General features: G+C 31.8%; 17 protein-coding genes. 11 read left to right on the forward strand and 6 right to left on the reverse strand.

Annotation, left to right across the window (positions count from 1 at the left end; genetic code table 11):
* The coding region (locus OIU80_RS14530; RefSeq protein ID WP_264287715.1) for a TonB-dependent receptor plug domain-containing protein at nucleotides 1–1,350 on the forward strand (1,350 nt) is incomplete at its 5' end.
* Nucleotides 1,351–1,473: 123 nt separating this feature from the next.
* On the opposite strand, the gene OIU80_RS14535 is transcribed toward OIU80_RS14530, so the two are convergent.
* Both OIU80_RS14535 and OIU80_RS14540 read right to left on the reverse strand, forming a co-directional pair.
* The gene (locus OIU80_RS14535) at nucleotides 1,474–1,683 is read right to left on the reverse strand and encodes a hypothetical protein (protein WP_264287716.1); all 210 of its coding nucleotides are present in this window, start codon (nucleotides 1,681–1,683) and stop codon (nucleotides 1,474–1,476) included.
* An 89-nt stretch (nucleotides 1,684–1,772) separates the two neighbouring features.
* A complete protein-coding gene (locus OIU80_RS14540; RefSeq protein WP_264287717.1) occupies nucleotides 1,773–2,753 on the reverse strand; it encodes a hypothetical protein in 981 nt (326 codons plus the stop codon).
* A gap of 186 nt (nucleotides 2,754–2,939) precedes the next feature.
* Between OIU80_RS14540 and OIU80_RS14545 the strand changes: the two genes are divergently transcribed.
* From OIU80_RS14545 to OIU80_RS14580, 8 genes are all read left to right on the forward strand, one after another.
* Nucleotides 2,940–3,938 (forward strand): sensor histidine kinase, encoded by a 999-nt coding sequence (locus OIU80_RS14545; RefSeq protein WP_264287718.1) that lies wholly within the window; start codon nucleotides 2,940–2,942, stop codon nucleotides 3,936–3,938.
* A complete protein-coding gene (locus OIU80_RS14550; RefSeq protein WP_264287719.1) occupies nucleotides 3,911–4,627 on the forward strand; it encodes a LytR/AlgR family response regulator transcription factor in 717 nt (238 codons plus the stop codon). Before OIU80_RS14545 ends, OIU80_RS14550 begins: the two co-directional genes overlap by 28 nt.
* Nucleotides 4,628–4,780: 153 nt before the next feature.
* On the forward strand, nucleotides 4,781–7,333 hold the full coding sequence (gene mgtA, locus OIU80_RS14555; protein WP_264287720.1) for a magnesium-translocating P-type ATPase: 2,553 nt from the start codon (nucleotides 4,781–4,783) through the stop codon (nucleotides 7,331–7,333).
* A gap of 286 nt (nucleotides 7,334–7,619) precedes the next feature.
* Entirely contained in the window at nucleotides 7,620–8,960 is a 1,341-nt protein-coding gene (locus OIU80_RS14560) for a TolC family protein (protein WP_264287721.1), read from the forward strand.
* A gap of 10 nt (nucleotides 8,961–8,970) precedes the next feature.
* Entirely contained in the window at nucleotides 8,971–10,224 is a 1,254-nt protein-coding gene (locus OIU80_RS14565) for an efflux RND transporter periplasmic adaptor subunit (protein WP_264287722.1), read from the forward strand.
* A gap of 29 nt (nucleotides 10,225–10,253) precedes the next feature.
* Complete coding sequence (locus OIU80_RS14570; RefSeq protein WP_264287723.1) at nucleotides 10,254–11,015, forward strand: ABC transporter ATP-binding protein; 762 nt, start codon at nucleotides 10,254–10,256, stop codon at nucleotides 11,013–11,015.
* Entirely contained in the window at nucleotides 11,002–12,222 is a 1,221-nt protein-coding gene (locus tag OIU80_RS14575; protein WP_264287724.1) for an ABC transporter permease, read from the forward strand. Before OIU80_RS14570 ends, OIU80_RS14575 begins: the two co-directional genes overlap by 14 nt.
* A gap of 117 nt (nucleotides 12,223–12,339) precedes the next feature.
* The gene (locus tag OIU80_RS14580; RefSeq protein ID WP_264287725.1) at nucleotides 12,340–12,762 is read left to right on the forward strand and encodes an MgtC/SapB family protein; all 423 of its coding nucleotides are present in this window, start codon (nucleotides 12,340–12,342) and stop codon (nucleotides 12,760–12,762) included.
* A 297-nt stretch (nucleotides 12,763–13,059) separates the two neighbouring features.
* On the opposite strand, the gene OIU80_RS14585 is transcribed toward OIU80_RS14580, so the two are convergent.
* Nucleotides 13,060–13,605, reverse strand: coding sequence for a DUF4494 domain-containing protein (locus OIU80_RS14585; protein WP_229987032.1), 546 nt, complete (start codon nucleotides 13,603–13,605; stop codon nucleotides 13,060–13,062).
* A 240-nt stretch (nucleotides 13,606–13,845) separates the two neighbouring features.
* Between OIU80_RS14585 and OIU80_RS14590 the strand changes: the two genes are divergently transcribed.
* On the forward strand, nucleotides 13,846–14,280 hold the full coding sequence (locus OIU80_RS14590; RefSeq protein WP_264287726.1) for a hypothetical protein: 435 nt from the start codon (nucleotides 13,846–13,848) through the stop codon (nucleotides 14,278–14,280).
* A 282-nt stretch (nucleotides 14,281–14,562) separates the two neighbouring features.
* Here the strand turns inward: OIU80_RS14590 and OIU80_RS14595 are convergent, their stop codons facing one another.
* Entirely contained in the window at nucleotides 14,563–15,195 is a 633-nt protein-coding gene (locus OIU80_RS14595; RefSeq protein ID WP_264287727.1) for an NAD(P)H-dependent oxidoreductase, read from the reverse strand.
* Between the two features lie 109 nt (nucleotides 15,196–15,304).
* Between OIU80_RS14595 and OIU80_RS14600 the strand changes: the two genes are divergently transcribed.
* A complete protein-coding gene (locus OIU80_RS14600) occupies nucleotides 15,305–15,658 on the forward strand; it encodes a winged helix-turn-helix transcriptional regulator (protein ID WP_264287728.1) in 354 nt (117 codons plus the stop codon).
* A 210-nt stretch (nucleotides 15,659–15,868) separates the two neighbouring features.
* Here the strand turns inward: OIU80_RS14600 and OIU80_RS14605 are convergent, their stop codons facing one another.
* On the reverse strand, nucleotides 15,869–16,303 hold the full coding sequence (locus tag OIU80_RS14605; protein WP_264287729.1) for an META domain-containing protein: 435 nt from the start codon (nucleotides 16,301–16,303) through the stop codon (nucleotides 15,869–15,871).
* A gap of 325 nt (nucleotides 16,304–16,628) precedes the next feature.
* Entirely contained in the window at nucleotides 16,629–17,921 is a 1,293-nt protein-coding gene (locus OIU80_RS14610) for a S28 family serine protease (RefSeq protein ID WP_264287730.1), read from the reverse strand.
* Between the last annotated feature and the right edge of the window lie 140 nt (nucleotides 17,922–18,061).

Raw genomic sequence — 18,061 nt, forward strand, 5'->3', positions numbered from 1 at the left:
GTAAGTAACACCATTGGAGAAAATAAATTTGTTTATGATGTTTCTAATACCAATAACGTTTCACTAGGCGCTAATAGTCCAACTGATTTTAAAGCAGGAAATCACTCTTTTTTACAAAATACTGTAAATGCCGATGTGACAAGACTGTATAAAGATATTTTTAATGGTCTGAATGTAGCTTTTGGAGGAGAATATCGTTTCGAAAAATATAAAATTGTTGCAGGAGAAGAAGCTTCATATATTGATGGAGGATCGCAATCATTCCCAGGATTCTCTCCTTTAAATGCTGTAAATGAAAATAGGAATAGTGTAGGAGTTTATGCTGATGTAGAAGCAGATATTACCGAAAAATTATTAATAGGAGTTGCTGGTCGTTATGAAGATTTTTCAGATTTTGGAAATACTTTAAACGGAAAATTATCTGCTAGATATAAAATTCTGGATAATCTTTTTGTACGTGGAGCAATAAGTACTGGATTTAGAGCACCATCATTACATCAACAATACTTTAATAACATAGCTACTGATGCTGTTGATGGAAAAATTTTAAATTCAGGTATTTTTAGAAATGATAGCGATGTAGCTAAACAACTCGGAATTCCGAAATTAAAGGAAGAAACCTCTAGAAATTACAGTTTTGGAGTTGTTTTTTCTCCAATAAAGAAATTAAACATTACAGCCGATTATTATCATATCAGAATCGATAACAGAATTATCTTAACTGGAAATTTAGGTAATGATGCCTACGGAGAACCAGTTCCAGAACTTCGCGATTTGTTTGCTGTTTATGGAGCTCAAACAGGACGTTTCTTTACTAATGCAATCAATACTACTACAAACGGACTTGATTTAGTTATTGATTATGATATGAATGTAGGTGAAGGAAAAATGAATCTTTCGTTGTTGTATAACTATAATGATAATAAAGTTGACAAGCATTTAAACAATGTTCCAGCCTTATTTGCTGGTCAGGAAGATGTTTATTATGGCCCACAAGAAAGAAGTTTGATTGAAACCAATACGCCTAAACACAAAGGGACTTTTGCAATAAATTACAGTTTAAGCAAATGGAACTTTTTATTGAGAAATACTTATTTTGGAGAAGTAATTCGTGATGGATTTCCATTTGGTGGGATTCAAAAACATAACGGAAAAGTTGTTACAGATTTAACTGTTGCGTATAAGTTAACTCCAAAAATTCAAGTTGCTTTAGGAGCTAATAACCTATTTGATGTTTTCCCAGACAAGCAAATCTATGAAAATAGTTACTACGGAGTATTTAAATATGCACCTGTACAAATGGGAACAACTGGAGCTTACTATTTTGGAAGAATGAGTTTTAGTTTGTAGTAAGTGAACGGTGAGATGAAAAATCTAAACTAAACATTGTAAGGATTACTGTAAGTTGAAACTGAGTACTTATAAACAAAGAAACCGCCTAAATAGGCGGTTTCTTTGTTTATAATAGATTTTTTATTCTAGTTTGACACATTCAAAATTTTGAATATTAAGTAGTTCTATGATTTTGTCAGATTCTATCTTGTTAGCTTCAATTCGTAGTATTTTATCACAGTCTTCCAAATCAAAATTTATTTGATGGTCATGAAAATACTCTTGAATCCTTTTTATGATGATAGTTGTATCGGTTTCGTTTTGAACATTTGTTTTAAAAACTTCAATCATGATTTCTTTTTTATTGGTCCATTTTATTTCAAGTTAATGGCATAAATGCATTATTTTGATTTATTAATATGGATCGTTTCTTGTTTTTTCTAAAAGGGATTATAAGATAAACCAAGTCTAAAATAAGCTTGAGCATCTTGTTTGTTCTCATAAATATATTTATCGGTACGTTCTCCTTTTTCGGTAACGCGAGTGCTTAAAACATTATTTATTCCTGCTTTAAATGTGCCTATAATTTTTCTATCTAAATGATATTCGTAAGTTACCCCAGATTTTAGCTCAAGAGAATTCACTTCATAAATTCCGTTTAATTGAGGCTTTTTTAAATTCAGGTAAAAATTTTCAGAATCAAATTCAGTTCCAAACGAAATACGGCCGTTCTCTAGTAGCCCTCTTCTTAAAAGAATACTTTTAGGAAGGATTACATCAATTTCCCATTTAGAGTCTAAGAACTGGTGATTATAAGTAAATAAAGGAGCAACAGGAACTATTGAAGAAGGATCGGCAATTACCAAAAGACCTGCAGTAATAGTTGTATTTGCTGTTCTTTTAAGGACTAAGCTAGCAGTAGCAAATCCTTTAATACGCTGTATGTTTTCCTGATTTCCATCTGCTATTATTGTAGCATTGTAAATTATAGGTTTACTAAAGAGTGAAGACACATAGGTTGCACTTAATGCTCCTGCAAAATAATGAAAATCTTGTGTTGATCTTGTATGAGTTGCATTAGAATTAAAATTATAAATAGCACCAAATCCATAAGATTCATACTTATAAACGTAGGTGTTTGTTACAACAAATCGTTGCGATTTAGTTTTATACAAGGGTAAGTTTACTGCGAGTTTTAATCTGTTGTGACTGTCAAATCTCCCTTTTTCTTGTTTTTGCCCAAAGAGTTTAGAATCATAGTTTGCAGGACCAAATTGATCATATTGTAAGTCGAAAGTACGTGTAATTGGAAAGTTCTTCTTTACGCCTTTAATAAAGCCCTTCATTGTAGGGTTCTCTTCCTGAGCCGTGGCTTGTAAAGAAGCCAATCCTAATAGTGTAAAATAAATAATTCTTTTCATGGTTAGCGTATAAAAAAAAGTAAATCCATGCTACTGACTAGCGAAAAACAGGAGGCAAATATAGTTAGTAGTTTCTTATTATAAGAGAACAATTATACTAATGGCGCATGATTTATACCAATGGCGTTTGTATAATTTTAGCATTATAAAAGATTATAAATTAAATATTAAGCTAATTTTGCATTTATGAAATTTTTTAAAATTTATCAAAACTTTTTCTTAAGAAATCTTATTATAAATGCTCTTGTTGTAGGGATTATTTTTGCTTGTGTGTATGATGAGTTTAGTGTAGAGAATCTAGATTGGTTTTATCTTTTTAAGAAAATATGTTTGGGATATTTACCAATGTATTTTGGCGTATTGTGCAGTAATATTGTTTTGATTAAGATATTCTTTTTTCAAAAAAAGTATAAAATTTTTGCTGTACTTTTTATTGTCTATTGGATTTGTTTCTATTTTCTGATGTCTTGGTATTTTTTATATACAGATTTAGGCAGACTTAAAACGTTATCTGTATTTTCATTAGTTTGCAATGGTACAGGTATTTATTTTCTTCATTTATGGATTGTTCAGAAAATTTCTCAAACCAGTAAGGATCTTATTAATTATGAATCGGAACTTTCTTTTCTTAAACAACAACTCAATCCTCATTTTTTACTCAATGCAATGAATAATCTTTATGGAGAATCATTGGTTGCACCAGAAAGGCTTCCGGATCGAATATTAAATTTATCTGATATGCTTCGGTATCAGATAGAAGCTACCAAAAAAGATTTTGTGTTACTTGTTGAAGAAGTAGAATTTATTAAAAAATATATAGAGTATTATGCTTTTCGGAATGAACGTCTTTCGATTACACAAAATTATGAAGGTCATTTTGAAGGAATTGAGATATCGCCATTGTTTTTTTTACCATTAGTAGAGAATGCTATTAAATTTTCAGGAGAAACTTCTGCACCTTATATAATTCTAGATGTAAGCGTTAAGGAGAGAAAACTATCGTTTTCGATAAATAACAACTTTTTGATAACAGGTTCCAGACTTTCAAGTACTGGAATAGGGATTGAAAACCTTAAAAGACGCCTTGAAGTTTATGGATTAAAGCATGAACTTAAATACGAGAAAAAGGATGATTTATTTAGTATAAAATTAATAATATGGGATTTACCTACCGCTGCCTTATAATAGATGATGAGACTCCTGCTCACAAGGCTTTAGCTTCGCATATTGCTAAATATGATGATCTAGAGCATTCTGGAAGTGCATTTAGTGGTATGGAAGCCTTAAAATTGCTCAATGAAAATACCTATGATATTATTTTTCTGGATATTAATATGCCAGTTATATCTGGAGTAGAATTAATGGAGTTGCAGCCTAATCGTCCGCTCACAATTGTTACAACAGCCTATTCTGATTTTGCCCTTTCTGCCTACGAAAATGATGCTATCGATTATTTGCTTAAGCCTATTTCGATAGAAAAATTCACGAAAGCAATTACAAAAGCAAAAGCTTATTTTTTGGGTAAAAGCTTGAAAAAGGAAAATGAGAATAATTACCAAGACAAGGTTCTTTGTTATCGGGTAAATGGTCAAATAGCAAAAATATTATTAAAAGATATTATTTACATAGAAAGTTTAGGTAACTACATGAAACTATTTAGTAATAAACTAGATATTCCAATTATAATATATGGATCGCTTTCTAGTATAGCTAAAGATATTGATAGTATTAACTTTGTACAAATACATCGATCATTTATTGTAAATACACATGCTATACAGTCTCTAACTCCAAGAACGCTGACGATGTATAATGGTGAAATTTTACCTGTTGGAAGGAAATATCAAATTTTGGTTGATAATTTAAATTTATAGATTACAAAGATGTTTGACAGCAAAGAGAGCAAAGATTTAGTCTGAAAATGTTGATTATAGAATTGATTATTCTTTATATTATACTACTAAAAAATAATCTAAAATTTTTATAAGTTATTGATTACCTTTATGTAAGCCATTAATATGTGATTTATGGAAAGCAAGTCAGATCTAGAAAATAGTTTTTGGAGTTTAAGCATAGATGATGCTTATCATAAGTTAAATGCTAGTCCTAATGGACTAAATGATTCTGATGTTGCACAAAGGCTCAAGCAGTATGGGTCTAATACATTAAAGAACAATGCTAATACTTCTATGTTTATATTGTTTCTTTCGCAGTTTAAAAGCCCTATTACTATATTGCTTATTGTTGCGGCGATATTATCAGCTGGTTTAGGCGATATTTCGGATACTTTGATTATTCTTTGTATCATATTACTAAGTAGTTTACTTGGTTTTTGGCAGGAAAAAGGAGCAGCAAATGCTGTAAAAGAACTGCTAAAAATGGTTCGGCTCCAATGTAGAGTAGTAAGAAATGGAGTTTCGAAAGAAATAGCTGTAGAAGAGGTTGTACCAGGAGATGTGGTGACTTTATCAGCTGGAGATATAATTCCTGGTGATTGTCTTATTCTGGAATCTAAAGAATTGTTTGTTGATGAAGCCGCTTTTACAGGAGAAACTTTCCCTGTAGAAAAAAATAGTGGCGAACCGCTTCCTGCCAAAACAGTACTTTCTAAAAGGAGCAATACCTTGTTTATGGGCGCAAGCGTTATTAGCGGAAAAGCTTCGGCGCTTGTAATGGCAACAGGAAAGCAAACAGAATTTGGGAAAATATCGACTAACCTTCAATTAAAAGCACCAGAAACAGATTTTGAACTTGGAATACGTAAATTCGGGTATTTGTTGATGGAAGTTACATTAATACTTGTAATTATTATTTTTGGTGTAAACGTATTTCTGCATAAGCCTATACTAGACTCGTTCTTATTTTCCCTCGCACTTGCAGTAGGACTTACACCACAATTGCTTCCTGCTATTATTAGTGTCAATTTATCAACAGGTGCCAAAAGAATGGCTAAATTACAAGTAATTGTAAAACGATTGTCTTCGATAGAAAATATCGGAAGTATGAATATTCTTTGTTCAGATAAAACAGGAACAATTACTCAAGGAAAAGTAAACCTAAAAGATACTTTAGATATTGAGGGACAACATAGTGATAAAGTATTGCAATATGCATGGCTTAATGCATCTATGCAGCAAGGGTTTCGTAACCCCATCGACGAAGCAATATGTTTATCGTACAAAGAAACTACAACTGTATTTATAGCCAAGTCTGAGATACCTTATGATTTTATTCGCAAACGCTTGACTATAGTAGTAAAAGATGACAAACAAAGTTTAGCTATTACTAAAGGCGCTTTAAATTCAATATTTTCTATATGTACGCATGCAGAAGTTTCAGAAGGAAAGCTGTTGGATATATCAGATTCTAAGGCGTCAATATTAAAACAATATCAAGAGTTAAGCGAGGCTGGTTTCAGAACTTTAGGAGTAGCTTATAAGCCAGTAATTAATACTGCTGGATTTACTCGTGACGATGAAAAAGAAATGATTTTTTTAGGATTCATTACTTTATTCGACCCCCCAAAACCAAACGTTCAGGAAATAATAAGTAAATTAAATACACTTGGGGTAAAGCTTAAAATTATTACTGGAGATAATGCGCTTGTAGCAAAAAGTTTAGCATTACAAGTAGGTATCAAAGATCCAAAGATACTTACTGGTGCCGAATTGTTAAAAATGAATAAAGCAGCATTAATGCATCAGGCAATACATACGGATATTTTTGCAGAAGTAGAACCCAATCAAAAAGAACGTATTATTTCTATTTTAAAAAGTGGTGGTAATGTAGTAGGATTTATGGGAGATGGTATTAACGATGCTCCTGCCTTGCATACTGCCGATGTAGGTATATCTGTAGATACGGCTGTAGATGTTGCTAAAGAAGCTGCAGATATTGTATTATTGAGTCAGGATTTGGGTGTTTTAACAAATGGTATAGTTGAAGGGCGTAAAACATTTACCAATACAATGAAATATATTTTCATGGCTACCAGTGCCAATTTTGGTAATATGTTTAGTATGGCAGGAGCCTCATTATTTCTTCCCTTTTTGCCCTTATTACCTAAACAGATTTTATTGACCAATCTTTTAACAGATTTTCCAGAAATGGCAATTGCGACCGATCGTGTAGATGATCTCAATATACAAGAACCACAGCGCTGGGATATTTCTTTTATTCGAAAATTCATGATTGTTTTTGGTTTGTTAAGCTCCGTGTTTGATTTCTTGATGTTTGGTATTCTATTATTTATTTTTCATGCCAAAGAAAAAGAATTTCAAACGGCATGGTTTATAGAATCGGTAATTTCGGCAACATTAATAGTATTGGTAGTACGAACCAGATTACCATTCTTTAAGAGTTTGCCAGGTAAGTATTTATCTATTGCAACAGCAATAATTGTATTGTTTGTACTCCTATTACCATTTACGCCAATATCAGAATGGTTTGATTTTGTCAAGTTGCCTTTTATGATTTATATATGGATGTTTTTATTAATCACTACTTATATTATATCTGCAGAAATTGTAAAACATAAGTTTTATAAAGTCATGCTAAAAAAGCATAGGAAGCACCATTAGTTTTACTATTCTAAAAAGATATATTAAAAACATAAACTTAAAATCATTTGTTTGCTTAAAAGAATGTATCAGATAAGTTTATTTTAATTATGATTATAAAGATCTTGCTTCGGTAAAAGTGTTAAAATAATCGTTATATTTGATATGATTAATTGTTTTGTACAATGTTAGTATTAATAATGTACTAAATTCCCCTTTTTAGTCAAATCCATAATACGCTCAAAGCAAATTTTTATTATCTAAGATCAGGTTGCATTTTATTTTTTAATTTAAAATAAGTACAAGTATGAGGTCATTTATGATAAATACTTTAATGGCTATTTTGATTATTCATTCTGTGCGTATTAGAGCACAAACTATTGAATCTAATCAATTGCCTACAGTATGGAATCTTGAACAATGTATTGCTTACTCAAAGCAACAGAACATTCAAATTAATACTTTAAGATTAACAACTAAATCTACAGAACAAGATTTATTGTTATCGAAAGCAGCAAAGCAACCTAATCTTTTGGGCAATGCATCACAGACTTTCACTAATGCAAAAAATGCAGATTTAGTTGTTGGAGGTTTTCAGACCCAGTCTAGTTTTGCTGGTAACTATTCTTTAGGATCATCAATGGTTTTATACAATGGAGGTTATTTAAATAATGATGTCAGACAGAAAGAATTATTTATAAAATCGGCACAATTTAATGCCGATGCTGCTCAGAATAGTATTACAATATTAATCACGCAGGCATATTTAACCATTCTTTTGGCAAAAGAGAATAGTGTGTATTTAAATGAAATTGTGACTACTTCAAAAGCACAACTCAAGTTAGGAGAATTAAAATATAATGCAGGCAGCATTGCTAAGAAAGACTTTGTTTTATTAAAAGCACAATTAGCAACGGATAATTATAATTTGGTTGTTTCTCAGAATAATGAACGTCAAAATACATTAACATTAAAGCAGTTATTACAGCTTCCGTCAGGATATAATTTAAATATTCAGAAACCTGAAAATTTGACGACTACTTTACCTGTGATTAATTTAGAAGATGCTCAAAAAATTGCGTTAGAACAAAGACCTGAAATTAAAAGTAGTTTACTGGAAAAAGAGGCAGCTGATTTGGAGTTATTAAAATCCAAAGCTAGTTTTAAACCAACACTTACTGCTAGTGGTACATTGGCTTCGGGATATTCAGATAATCTTAATACCCCATTTGTATCACAATTGGATAATAATTTTTATCAGCGTGTAGGTCTTTCATTGACTATTCCGGTATTTAATAATCGGATAGCAAGAACAAGTGTCGAAAAATCTAAGATAGCAATAGATCAATCTAAGTTAGATCTTACCAATACTGAAACAGTACTTTCTCAAGAAGTAGAGCAAGCGTATATTAATGTACTTAATGCACAATCTCAGTTTACTGCTGCCAATGAACAACTTGACGCCAATACAGAGAATTATCGTATAGCAAATGAACAATTAAGATTGGGTGGAATTAATACTGTAGATTATCTACTGGAGAAGAATTTGTATGTTCAGGCATTCCAGAGTTTTATACAAGCAAAATACAATGCTGTAGTGAGTTTAAAAATATATGATTTCTATAAAGGAGATCCAATTAAACTATAAAAAGTGCAAAATGAAAAAAAGTAAATTAATCATCATCATCATTGGGGTATTACTTATAGGGTGCATAGGATACTTTATTTTTCATAAAGAGGGTAATACCGTAGCATTGATTACCGAAAAACCTCATTATGGAGATATAGCAACTAGTGTAACCGCAACAGGAAAAATTCAACCTGTAGATACCGTTGCGGTAGGAACGCAGGTTTCGGGTACGATACTAAAGGTATTTGTAGATTTTAATTCGGTTGTAAAAAAAGGGCAATTGCTTGCACAAATAGATCAGTCGCTATTTCTTGCACAAGTAGAGCAAATAAATGCCAATTTACAATTAGCAAAAAGTAATTTAAGTTATCAATCATCCAATTACAATAGGCAAACAGAATTATATAAGGCTGGTGGAATTAGCAGAGCCGATTTTGAAAGTGCAAAAAATCAATATGAAGTTGCGAGAGATAATGTAAATAGTGTTGTCGCACAATTAAAATCAGCACAGAAGAATCTTTCTTTTACCAATATTTTGTCTCCAATTGATGGTACTGTTTTGTCTAGAAAAGTAAGTGAGGGACAAACAGTGGCTGCGAGTTTAAATACTCCAACATTATTTAGTATAGCCAAAGACCTTACCAAAATGCAAGTTCAGGCATCAGTTGATGAGGCTGATGTAGGGAATGTTAAAGTAGGAGAGAATGCGAGTTTTACAGTCGATGCTTTCCCTGATGATGTCTTTACAGGAACTGTGATCGAAGTTCGCTTACAACCTGCTATATCTTCAAATGTAGTTACTTATACAACTATTATCAATGCTCCTAATAATGCTTTAAAGCTAAAGCCAGGAATGACAGCTAATATTATTATTTATACTAAAGAGGTAAAAAATGCATTACTTATTTCGGCAAAAGCAATCGCTTTTCAGCCCGATTCTACATTGGGAAAACAATTTAAGATTAGAAAAGTATTTCTAGGAAACAATAAAGAAAAGAAGGGTAGAATAAATTCTAAAAATGAAACTGCTCCCAAGCCACAAAAAGATAGTATCGATCATAAAAAAGCTATTGTATGGAAAAGAGTAGGCGATTCACTATTGCCATTGCATATAAAGATAGGGTTGGATGATGATGTTAATGTTCAGATACTAAGAGGGATCACTGCGCAAGATGAAATTATTACCGGTGTCAATACAGTGAAGCAATCTAAAAATTCTAAAGCAACAGAACAAAGTCCGTTTATGCCAAAACGTGGCGGTGGTGGATCAGGAAAAAAATAACAGCGTTTAGAAACACAAAATACATTGTGATGAGCAAAAAGATTTTGGAAATACAAGACTTAAAGAGAGAATTCACCATGGGATCAGAAACTGTTAGAGCCTTAAAAGGGGTATCTTTTGATGTTATGGAAGGAGAGTTTGTTACTATTATGGGAAGTAGTGGTTCTGGAAAAACTACCTTACTTAATATTTTAGGATGTTTGGATAAGCCTTCGGATGGGAATTACTTATTGGATCAGGTAAATGTAAAGTCATTATCTAAGAATGAATTGGCAGCATTAAGAAATACCAAGATTGGTTTTATTTTTCAATCGTACAATCTTTTGGCTCGTACTTCGGCTATAGAAAACGTAGAGCTTCCATTATTATATAATTCAAAAATATCTACAAAAGAAAGAAGAGAAAGAGCCATTCATGCACTCGAAGCAGTAAAGTTAGCTGATAGGCTGGATCACTTTCCGAATCAGCTTTCAGGAGGGCAGCAGCAGCGTGTAGCTATTGCTAGAGCTTTAGTAAACGACCCTGTAATGATTCTTGCTGATGAAGCTACAGGGAATTTGGATACAAGAACTTCTTATGAAATTATGGCATTAATTCAGGAATTAAACACACAAGGGAAAACAATAATTTTTGTAACGCATGAGCCAGATATAGCTGCTTTTAGCAATAGAACAGTAACACTTCGTGACGGCAGAATCATAAAAGATTTTAATAACCAAAACATAAAATCAGCGAAACAAATGCTAGCAGATTTTCATGTAGATGAAGATTATAAATATGAAAATAGCTAATCTTTTTCTGATAGCTTTAAAAGCTTTACGCCGCAATAAGCTTCGCGCATTATTAACAATGTTGGGAATTATTATTGGTGTGGCTTCAGTTATTGCCATGGTAGCTATAGGGCAGGGCTCTAAAAAAAGTATACAAGATCAATTATCTAGTATGGGATCGAATATGATTACGATTCGTCCAAATAGTAATGTAACAGCTGGAGCGCGTTTGGATATATCCAGTGTACAAACTCTTACGCTTAGCGATGTTGATGCACTAAAGAAAGAAACCAAATATTTAAATGCAATTTCCCCAGCTGTATCAAGCAAGGGGCAGGCTATAAATGGAGCACTTAATTGGCCTACGACGATGCAAGGTGTAAGTATGGATTATCTAAAAATTAGAGATTGGCCATTAAAAGAAGGTATAGTCTTTAGGGAATCGGATATACATACTGCAAATAAGGTTTGTCTTATTGGCCAAACGGTAGTAGATAATATATTTCCCTATGGCGTAAATCCGATAGGACAAATTATTAGATTTAATAAAATTCCTTTTAGAGTTATTGGTGTGTTAGAATCTAAAGGAGAAAATGCGTTCGGGCAAGATCAGGATGATATCATTATTTCACCCTTTACAACAGTACAAAAAAGGATAACAAATTCTATTTACCTGCAAAATATTTATGCATCAACATCCGATGAGAGTTTAACGCAATTGGCAACAGACGAGATTGAGCAAATCATGCGTACAGCGCATCGGCTTAAAGGCAAGGATGAGAATGATTTTTCGGTACGAACACAGGCTGAATTAATTAGTACGTTTAGTTCAACTAGTCAGCTATTAACGGTATTGTTAACTGCAATTTCAGGAATTTCACTTTTAATTGGCGGAATCGGAATTATGAATATTATGTATGTTTCGGTTACGGAACGAACTAAAGAAATAGGATTACGTATGTCTATTGGAGCAAACGGTAGAGATATCTTATTGCAGTTTTTAGTTGAAGCTATATTAATTAGTTTGACTGGTGGATTAATAGGTATTGTTTTAGGAATTGTTGCTTCTGAGTTGATACAATATTTCTTGCATTGGCCTACTTTAATATCTGAATCTTCGGTTATACTTTCGTTTTTAGTTTGTGCTATTACAGGCATATTTTTCGGGTATTATCCTGCGTTAAAAGCATCTAAACTTGATCCAATAGAAGCCTTGCATTTTGAATAAAATAAAATATTAAATTGTATCTGATTTTAAGTTATTTAGAATTACTTATTTAAAGATATAGTTTTATATGCATAATTGTAAAAACAGAAATGGTTTAATAATAAAAAAGTAATTATTTTGGATACATCAGAATTTTTAATACGCCTTGTAATAGCTTCTTTCGCAGGATTAATTATTGGTTTTGAAAGACAATGGCATCATAAGGAAACAGGTTTAAAAACCAATATGTTGGTAGCAACTGGCGCAGCAGCCTTTGTTTTGTTATCTATAAAAGTGGCAGCAACTGCACCAAATATTGATGTAACTCGTATTACAGCCCAAGTCGTTATGGGGGTAGGTTTCCTTGGGGCAGGAGTAATTTTTAGAGAAGGACCAAATGTACATGGATTAAATTCGGCAGCTACGATATGGTGCAGTGCGGCAATAGGATGTATAGCTGCATCGGGTTATTTTATAGAAGCTTTAATCTGTACGTTTTTGGTGATTATAGTAAATACTGCTATTGAACCTGTAGATAAGTGGCTGCGAAATAGAAAGTAATACGGTGGACTAAGAACCGAAAATAAAGTTTAGTTTTTAATTAAAAACTTGAAACTTGAAACTTGAAAATGATACTGAATTTTTGGCACGCAGAATTGGCAGATTAAGGAGATTGTTGCTAGTGAGTAGTTCTCTATCAGTTGTAATTCGATTAATTATTTAAGGTTTTTTACTTAAAATCTAATAAGCCATTCCTTAATAAGAGTAGTTTTTTATTTATTGTTTTTACGCTTGTATTCTAAATAAAAAAGAGGACTATAAAAGTCCTCTCTGTATATAATTATAGAAGCTCAGTGATTATTCACTTTCGGCACCAACAAAATCATCTCCTGTTTCTCCTGCTGCTACTAATTCTGGTTTTGAAGCTTTAAGAGCATTGAATCTTTCTAACTGTTCCATTTCTCCTTCTTCACCACTAAAGTATGGGAAAACATCCATAATTGGAGATTCTGCAATAGCTGGAATGGTATAATCTCCCATAGTATTTTTCATTATGGCAATTGTATTGTCATAAGCTTCTTTTACATCATTGGCTTGTACTAATATATACATATTTGATCTGCGCTCTTTACCACTTTCTTCGTCATATGCCATTAAAGAAACTTTTGATTTAAACCAGCGATCTGCATTTTCAAAAGGGTGAATTTCGGCATAATTAGCCATTTTTATATTTGTGATTTTAAATTCTTCACTAATATAGGCAGACATTTCTTCATTAATTCTGGTTTCTGCCTCTGTATAAGATAAAGCATCTACCAAATAAGGTTCTGTTGTAACCTTTTGTGTTCCAATATCATCTGTCTTTCTATATTTTACCTTGCATTCGTACCAAATTGTGCTCATTTCTTTTTTTTTAAGGGTGTCAAAGATAGATTTTAATGAAAAAGAAATCAACAATATATTAAATAGATATTCACAATTTAAAAAGTTGGTATCGTATTGGTTTTTTATGTCTTTTTTACGGGTTTTAAAAAATAACATAACTGTTTCAAAATAATCTGACAATATTAATCTACTATTTCTTATTTTTGAAGAAACATAACAACGTAATTTATGATTCTGGAAACAATAAAAAAGCATGTAGTGAGTCTATTAATTTCTTTATTTGGGATTGTTTTATTAGTGTTGTTCTACAGTTGTAATCCAAGAGAAAAACCAGCTAAAGAAAAGCAATCTATTTATCGCGCAGTAAATGCCAATAAAGACACCGCGGTTTTATCAATAGTGATAAATAAAACCCGTTTCTATGGTCAGTATGAAATTAAATATGGTGAAACTACTAAAGATTCTGGAAGTGTAAAAGGAAATATTAAAGGGAATATATTTATAGGCGAATATTATTGTAGACCTTACGGAGGTAACCTAAAAAGAGTTCCGATATCTTTATTAAGAAAAGATAATAAATTATTCTTAGGAAATGGAGTCACAACCACATATCTTGGATTTCCTTGTTTCGCTCCTGGAGTTCCTATAACTTATGCTGATGCTGAATTTGTATTTGAAGAGATAAAAAAATAAGTATTTTTTCTAAAGTTACAAAGGTTCTGAGTTGCAAAGGTTCAAAGACTGAGAATTTTGCAAGAGGGCACTGAAAAAGTAGTCATTTATCAAAAGAGGCTGTTTTCGATATCGAAAACAGCCTCTTTTTCTTTGGCGTACTCGGATAGTTTAACGGAGAGCACTTTCTTTTATTTGTAAAACTACCTCTTCAACTTTTAAGGACTTTTCAATGCTGTCCTTTGCAACTCAGAACCTTTGAGCCTTTGCTCCTTAAAAAAAACCTTAGCGCCTCAGAATCTTTTATTTAATTTCTGTAATAAATTCTTCTTTAGGAGTTCTGACTTTTTTCATGTTAACCAACCAGTCATTAGCTTCATCTCTGTAGCCAAGTGGTAACATTAATACGCTTTTTAAGCCTTGTTCTTTTAATCCTAAAAGTTTGTCCAATTCTGCAGGAATAAAGCCTTCCATTGGTGTAGCATCTACTTTTTGCTCAGCAGCTGCTACAATTGCAATTCCCATCGAGATATAAGCTTGGTGTGCTGCATGATTTGCATGTGACTCTGTAGAAAGAGGTTCGTAAAGTCCCCAAAGTGTTTTCTTGTAATCATCCATTGTATCAGCAGGTAAGCCTCTTTCAGCTAGAGTTTTGTTGAATACAGCAGTAATTCTTTCAAGAGAATAGCCATCCCAAGCAGCGAAAACTAGTAAATGTGAACAATCTGTAATCTGACTTTGGTTCCAACCTATAGCTTTTATTTTTTCTAATAATTCAGGATTACTAATTACAAAAATTTTATAAGGCTGCAATCCCGAAGAAGAAGGGGCAAGTCTGGCAGCTTCCAGTATATAATCCAATTTTTCTTGTGGTACTTTATTACCGTTCATTTTTTTAGTAGCATAACGCCACTTCAATGTGTCTAATAAATTCATCTTTATATTATTTTTAATTAGGAGATACAAATCTATATAAAAGCTTGTTACTTTTGGTAACTTTGTAACGAAAAGTAATAGTGACAAACGAGTAACCAAGTAACATGGTATGGAAACAGATAATGAAATTAGATTAAAACAATGCTATAGCACAGTGATGGCTATTCAAGATGTGGTTGATATTCTAAATGGTAAATGGAAAATATCTATTATTGCCTGTTTATGCTACAAAAAAATGCGTTATTCAGACTTGTTAAATGAAATCAAAGGAATATCAGGTAAGATGCTAAGTAGGGATTTGAAGGAATTAGAAGCAAATCTTCTTATTACAAGAACAGTTTTAAGTACTCAACCTATAATGGTTGAATATGAAATTACTGAATATGGCGCAACGCTCAAAGATGTTACTAAAGTAATCGCAGATTGGGGTATTAAACATCGACAGAGAATAATTAATAAATAATACCAAGTCTTTAGTATTCTGTCATGTTTTTTTTATTGTAGTACTATAGTATTTACTCTCAATAATTAAAAATTTAATCCTAAATATTCTCCAATATTGTCATTTTTGTAAATGTACAATATTGGAGTTATTTTGTGGATATAAAAGTATTCGATACAAGTTTTCATTCTCAGAACCTTAGTACCTCATAATCTTTATACTTTGATAAAATTATTTGGCTACTTTTTTAAATCTCATCATTGGAATTTCATCCATCATTAGATTAAGCTTACCATCTTTATCGATAGCATAGCCATTAATTTTTTTGATTGTTTGTAAAAACGTTTGTTCTCCACCACCTTCACAAAACATCAGCGTTGCTGGACCTTGCTCTCCAAAACTTAGTTTTTTACCTTTTAGAGTATATGGAGCACTATAACCATTGCAACCCGCGTTTCCAAAAACCTGACCAGCGCTTTCGTCAAACTTAAGAAATGGCTTTTTGTCTGGATATAAACCTTCAAAAGCAATACGTGGACCAGTAATATATTCTAGTTCCCAAGTTGTATTATAAAGATCAGCAGTTTTTGTGGTGTCTTTCATCGTTGTACAAGAATTAAATGACAGTGTTAAAACAGAAACAAATAGTAATACGTAGTTTTTCATAAGAGATATTTTAGAATATAAATTTAAATATTTTTAATCAGATTTGTTTATAAAAATCATGATTATTTTTGATTTGACTTGTTGAATTTTCTTATTTTGGTACGAGCACAATCTCAATAGGTTATAATGATATTATTCTTTATAAATCATTTGCAAAGAAATTAAAAGATTAAAGTTGTGCGCAAACGTGACAAATTAACGTCTGACAGTATGATTTATTATCTGGTTTTAGTCTGATTTTATTAGATATTAATAAGTGAGTACAAAAAAAGAGAATAGTAATTTTACTATTCTCTTTCCTTATTTAAAAGATACTTTTGTGGTGTTATTGGGCTAACCAATTTTTAAGGGTTTTCATTATTTTTTCCTGATCCTGTTCTGGAAAGTTTTTAATTCTTGTAGCATGACTTCCGCCAGGTAAAACCATTTTTAGAGCATCAAGCTTAGGATTTGGCGTTGGTGAACAAGCTCCCCATGTATCATAACCTCCGTAGATATAAAGTATTTTTGAACCTTTATTTTCTACATATTCTCTAACTTTTTTGATATATTTTGGATTGTAATTTGTTTGAACATCTTTAGGTGCAAATCGTGAATTTGATGTACTCTTTACTGAAGTTACTAAATCTTTTACTGGTGTAAAATCAAAACCATAATAACCCAATTCGCTCATATGTTGGTAATAAGATGGTAATAAATCATGAAAAGTGGCGTCGTTGTAAAAACTAATACCAACTATCTTATTCATATAATCAAACAGTTCTTTTGAAGTGGCATTTTTACTTGGAATATCTTCACATTTTCCTCCCCATTGCCAGAAAGAAAAAGGAAATTCCATAGCACTATATTCCAATGCTTCATCCATAGAAACTTCGGTAAAAGTCATTTTTTTAAGTTCTGCATAAGCTTTTATTTCATTAAGAAGCGCTGTTCTGTTTTGTAGTAATGCACGTTGAAACTCAATTATTTTCTCGCGACATTCTGCAGTTCCTACTGTTGCAAGATGTTGTTGTATTCTGGGATCTTCTTGTGTATTAATTAATGGAGCTACATAAGGAACTGCAATAGCAACATCTTTTGGGTATTTCGATTTGTAAATTAAGGTCGTTTCTCCTCCTTTACTAATTCCAGTTGAAATCCACTTGCCTGTATATAATTGTTTTAGTTTGGTAACTATATTATGATAATCGGCTATAGCCTGATCGTTGGTTAAGTATTCCCAAGGAATTGGGTTAGGTCTTGATTTTCCATAAAAACGATATTCTACAATAACCTGATTTGCATTTAATAAAGTGCTTAATTCGGTTTTTGTGTATCGAGCTGCGTACCCTTCTGTTTCAATGATCATTGGACTATTAAAATCTAAATGTGATAAATAGATGTAATGTTTAAACGTTCCTTTTTTAGGGTTTTTATGATCTAATGGTTCATTAAGAACTAATTGATACGATTCGGTAAATCCTTCCAAATCCTTCATTTTGGTAACCTCAACACCAGGAAATAATTGGGATAATTTATTCTCTAAATCGGTTTTAATGGCGGTTTCGGTTTGTGCAAAACTCAAACATGAAATGAGGGAAACTACCAGAAGTAATAAAATGTGTTTTAACTTTTTCATTATTTTTAAATTGATTTTTTTATAAAAATATAGCCTTCAAAACTAATCAATTTATACTATATTAACCTTAAGTTGCCTTATGTTAACTAGTTCTTTGTGAAATTGGATTTGGAAAAAATAATCTACTATTTTTAGTAAAA

This window comes from Flavobacterium frigoritolerans (assembly GCF_025847275.1).
Lineage (GTDB): Bacteria > Bacteroidota > Bacteroidia > Flavobacteriales > Flavobacteriaceae > Flavobacterium > Flavobacterium frigoritolerans.

Coding starts and splice junctions, on each gene's coding strand:
- OIU80_RS14535 (WP_264287716.1), bottom strand. CDS start 1,683: ATGATTGAAGTTTTTAAAACAAATGTTCAAAACGAAACCGATACAACT.
- OIU80_RS14540 (WP_264287717.1), bottom strand. CDS start 2,753: ATGAAAAGAATTATTTATTTTACACTATTAGGATTGGCTTCTTTACAA.
- OIU80_RS14545 (WP_264287718.1), top strand. CDS start 2,940: ATGAAATTTTTTAAAATTTATCAAAACTTTTTCTTAAGAAATCTTATT.
- OIU80_RS14550 (WP_264287719.1), top strand. CDS start 3,911: ATGGGATTTACCTACCGCTGCCTTATAATAGATGATGAGACTCCTGCT.
- mgtA (WP_264287720.1), top strand. CDS start 4,781: ATGGAAAGCAAGTCAGATCTAGAAAATAGTTTTTGGAGTTTAAGCATA.
- OIU80_RS14560 (WP_264287721.1), top strand. CDS start 7,620: ATGAGGTCATTTATGATAAATACTTTAATGGCTATTTTGATTATTCAT.
- OIU80_RS14565 (WP_264287722.1), top strand. CDS start 8,971: ATGAAAAAAAGTAAATTAATCATCATCATCATTGGGGTATTACTTATA.
- OIU80_RS14570 (WP_264287723.1), top strand. CDS start 10,254: ATGAGCAAAAAGATTTTGGAAATACAAGACTTAAAGAGAGAATTCACC.
- OIU80_RS14575 (WP_264287724.1), top strand. CDS start 11,002: ATGAAAATAGCTAATCTTTTTCTGATAGCTTTAAAAGCTTTACGCCGC.
- OIU80_RS14585 (WP_229987032.1), bottom strand. CDS start 13,605: ATGAGCACAATTTGGTACGAATGCAAGGTAAAATATAGAAAGACAGAT.
- OIU80_RS14595 (WP_264287727.1), bottom strand. CDS start 15,195: ATGAATTTATTAGACACATTGAAGTGGCGTTATGCTACTAAAAAAATG.
- OIU80_RS14600 (WP_264287728.1), top strand. CDS start 15,305: ATGGAAACAGATAATGAAATTAGATTAAAACAATGCTATAGCACAGTG.
- OIU80_RS14605 (WP_264287729.1), bottom strand. CDS start 16,303: ATGAAAAACTACGTATTACTATTTGTTTCTGTTTTAACACTGTCATTT.
- OIU80_RS14610 (WP_264287730.1), bottom strand. CDS start 17,921: ATGAAAAAGTTAAAACACATTTTATTACTTCTGGTAGTTTCCCTCATT.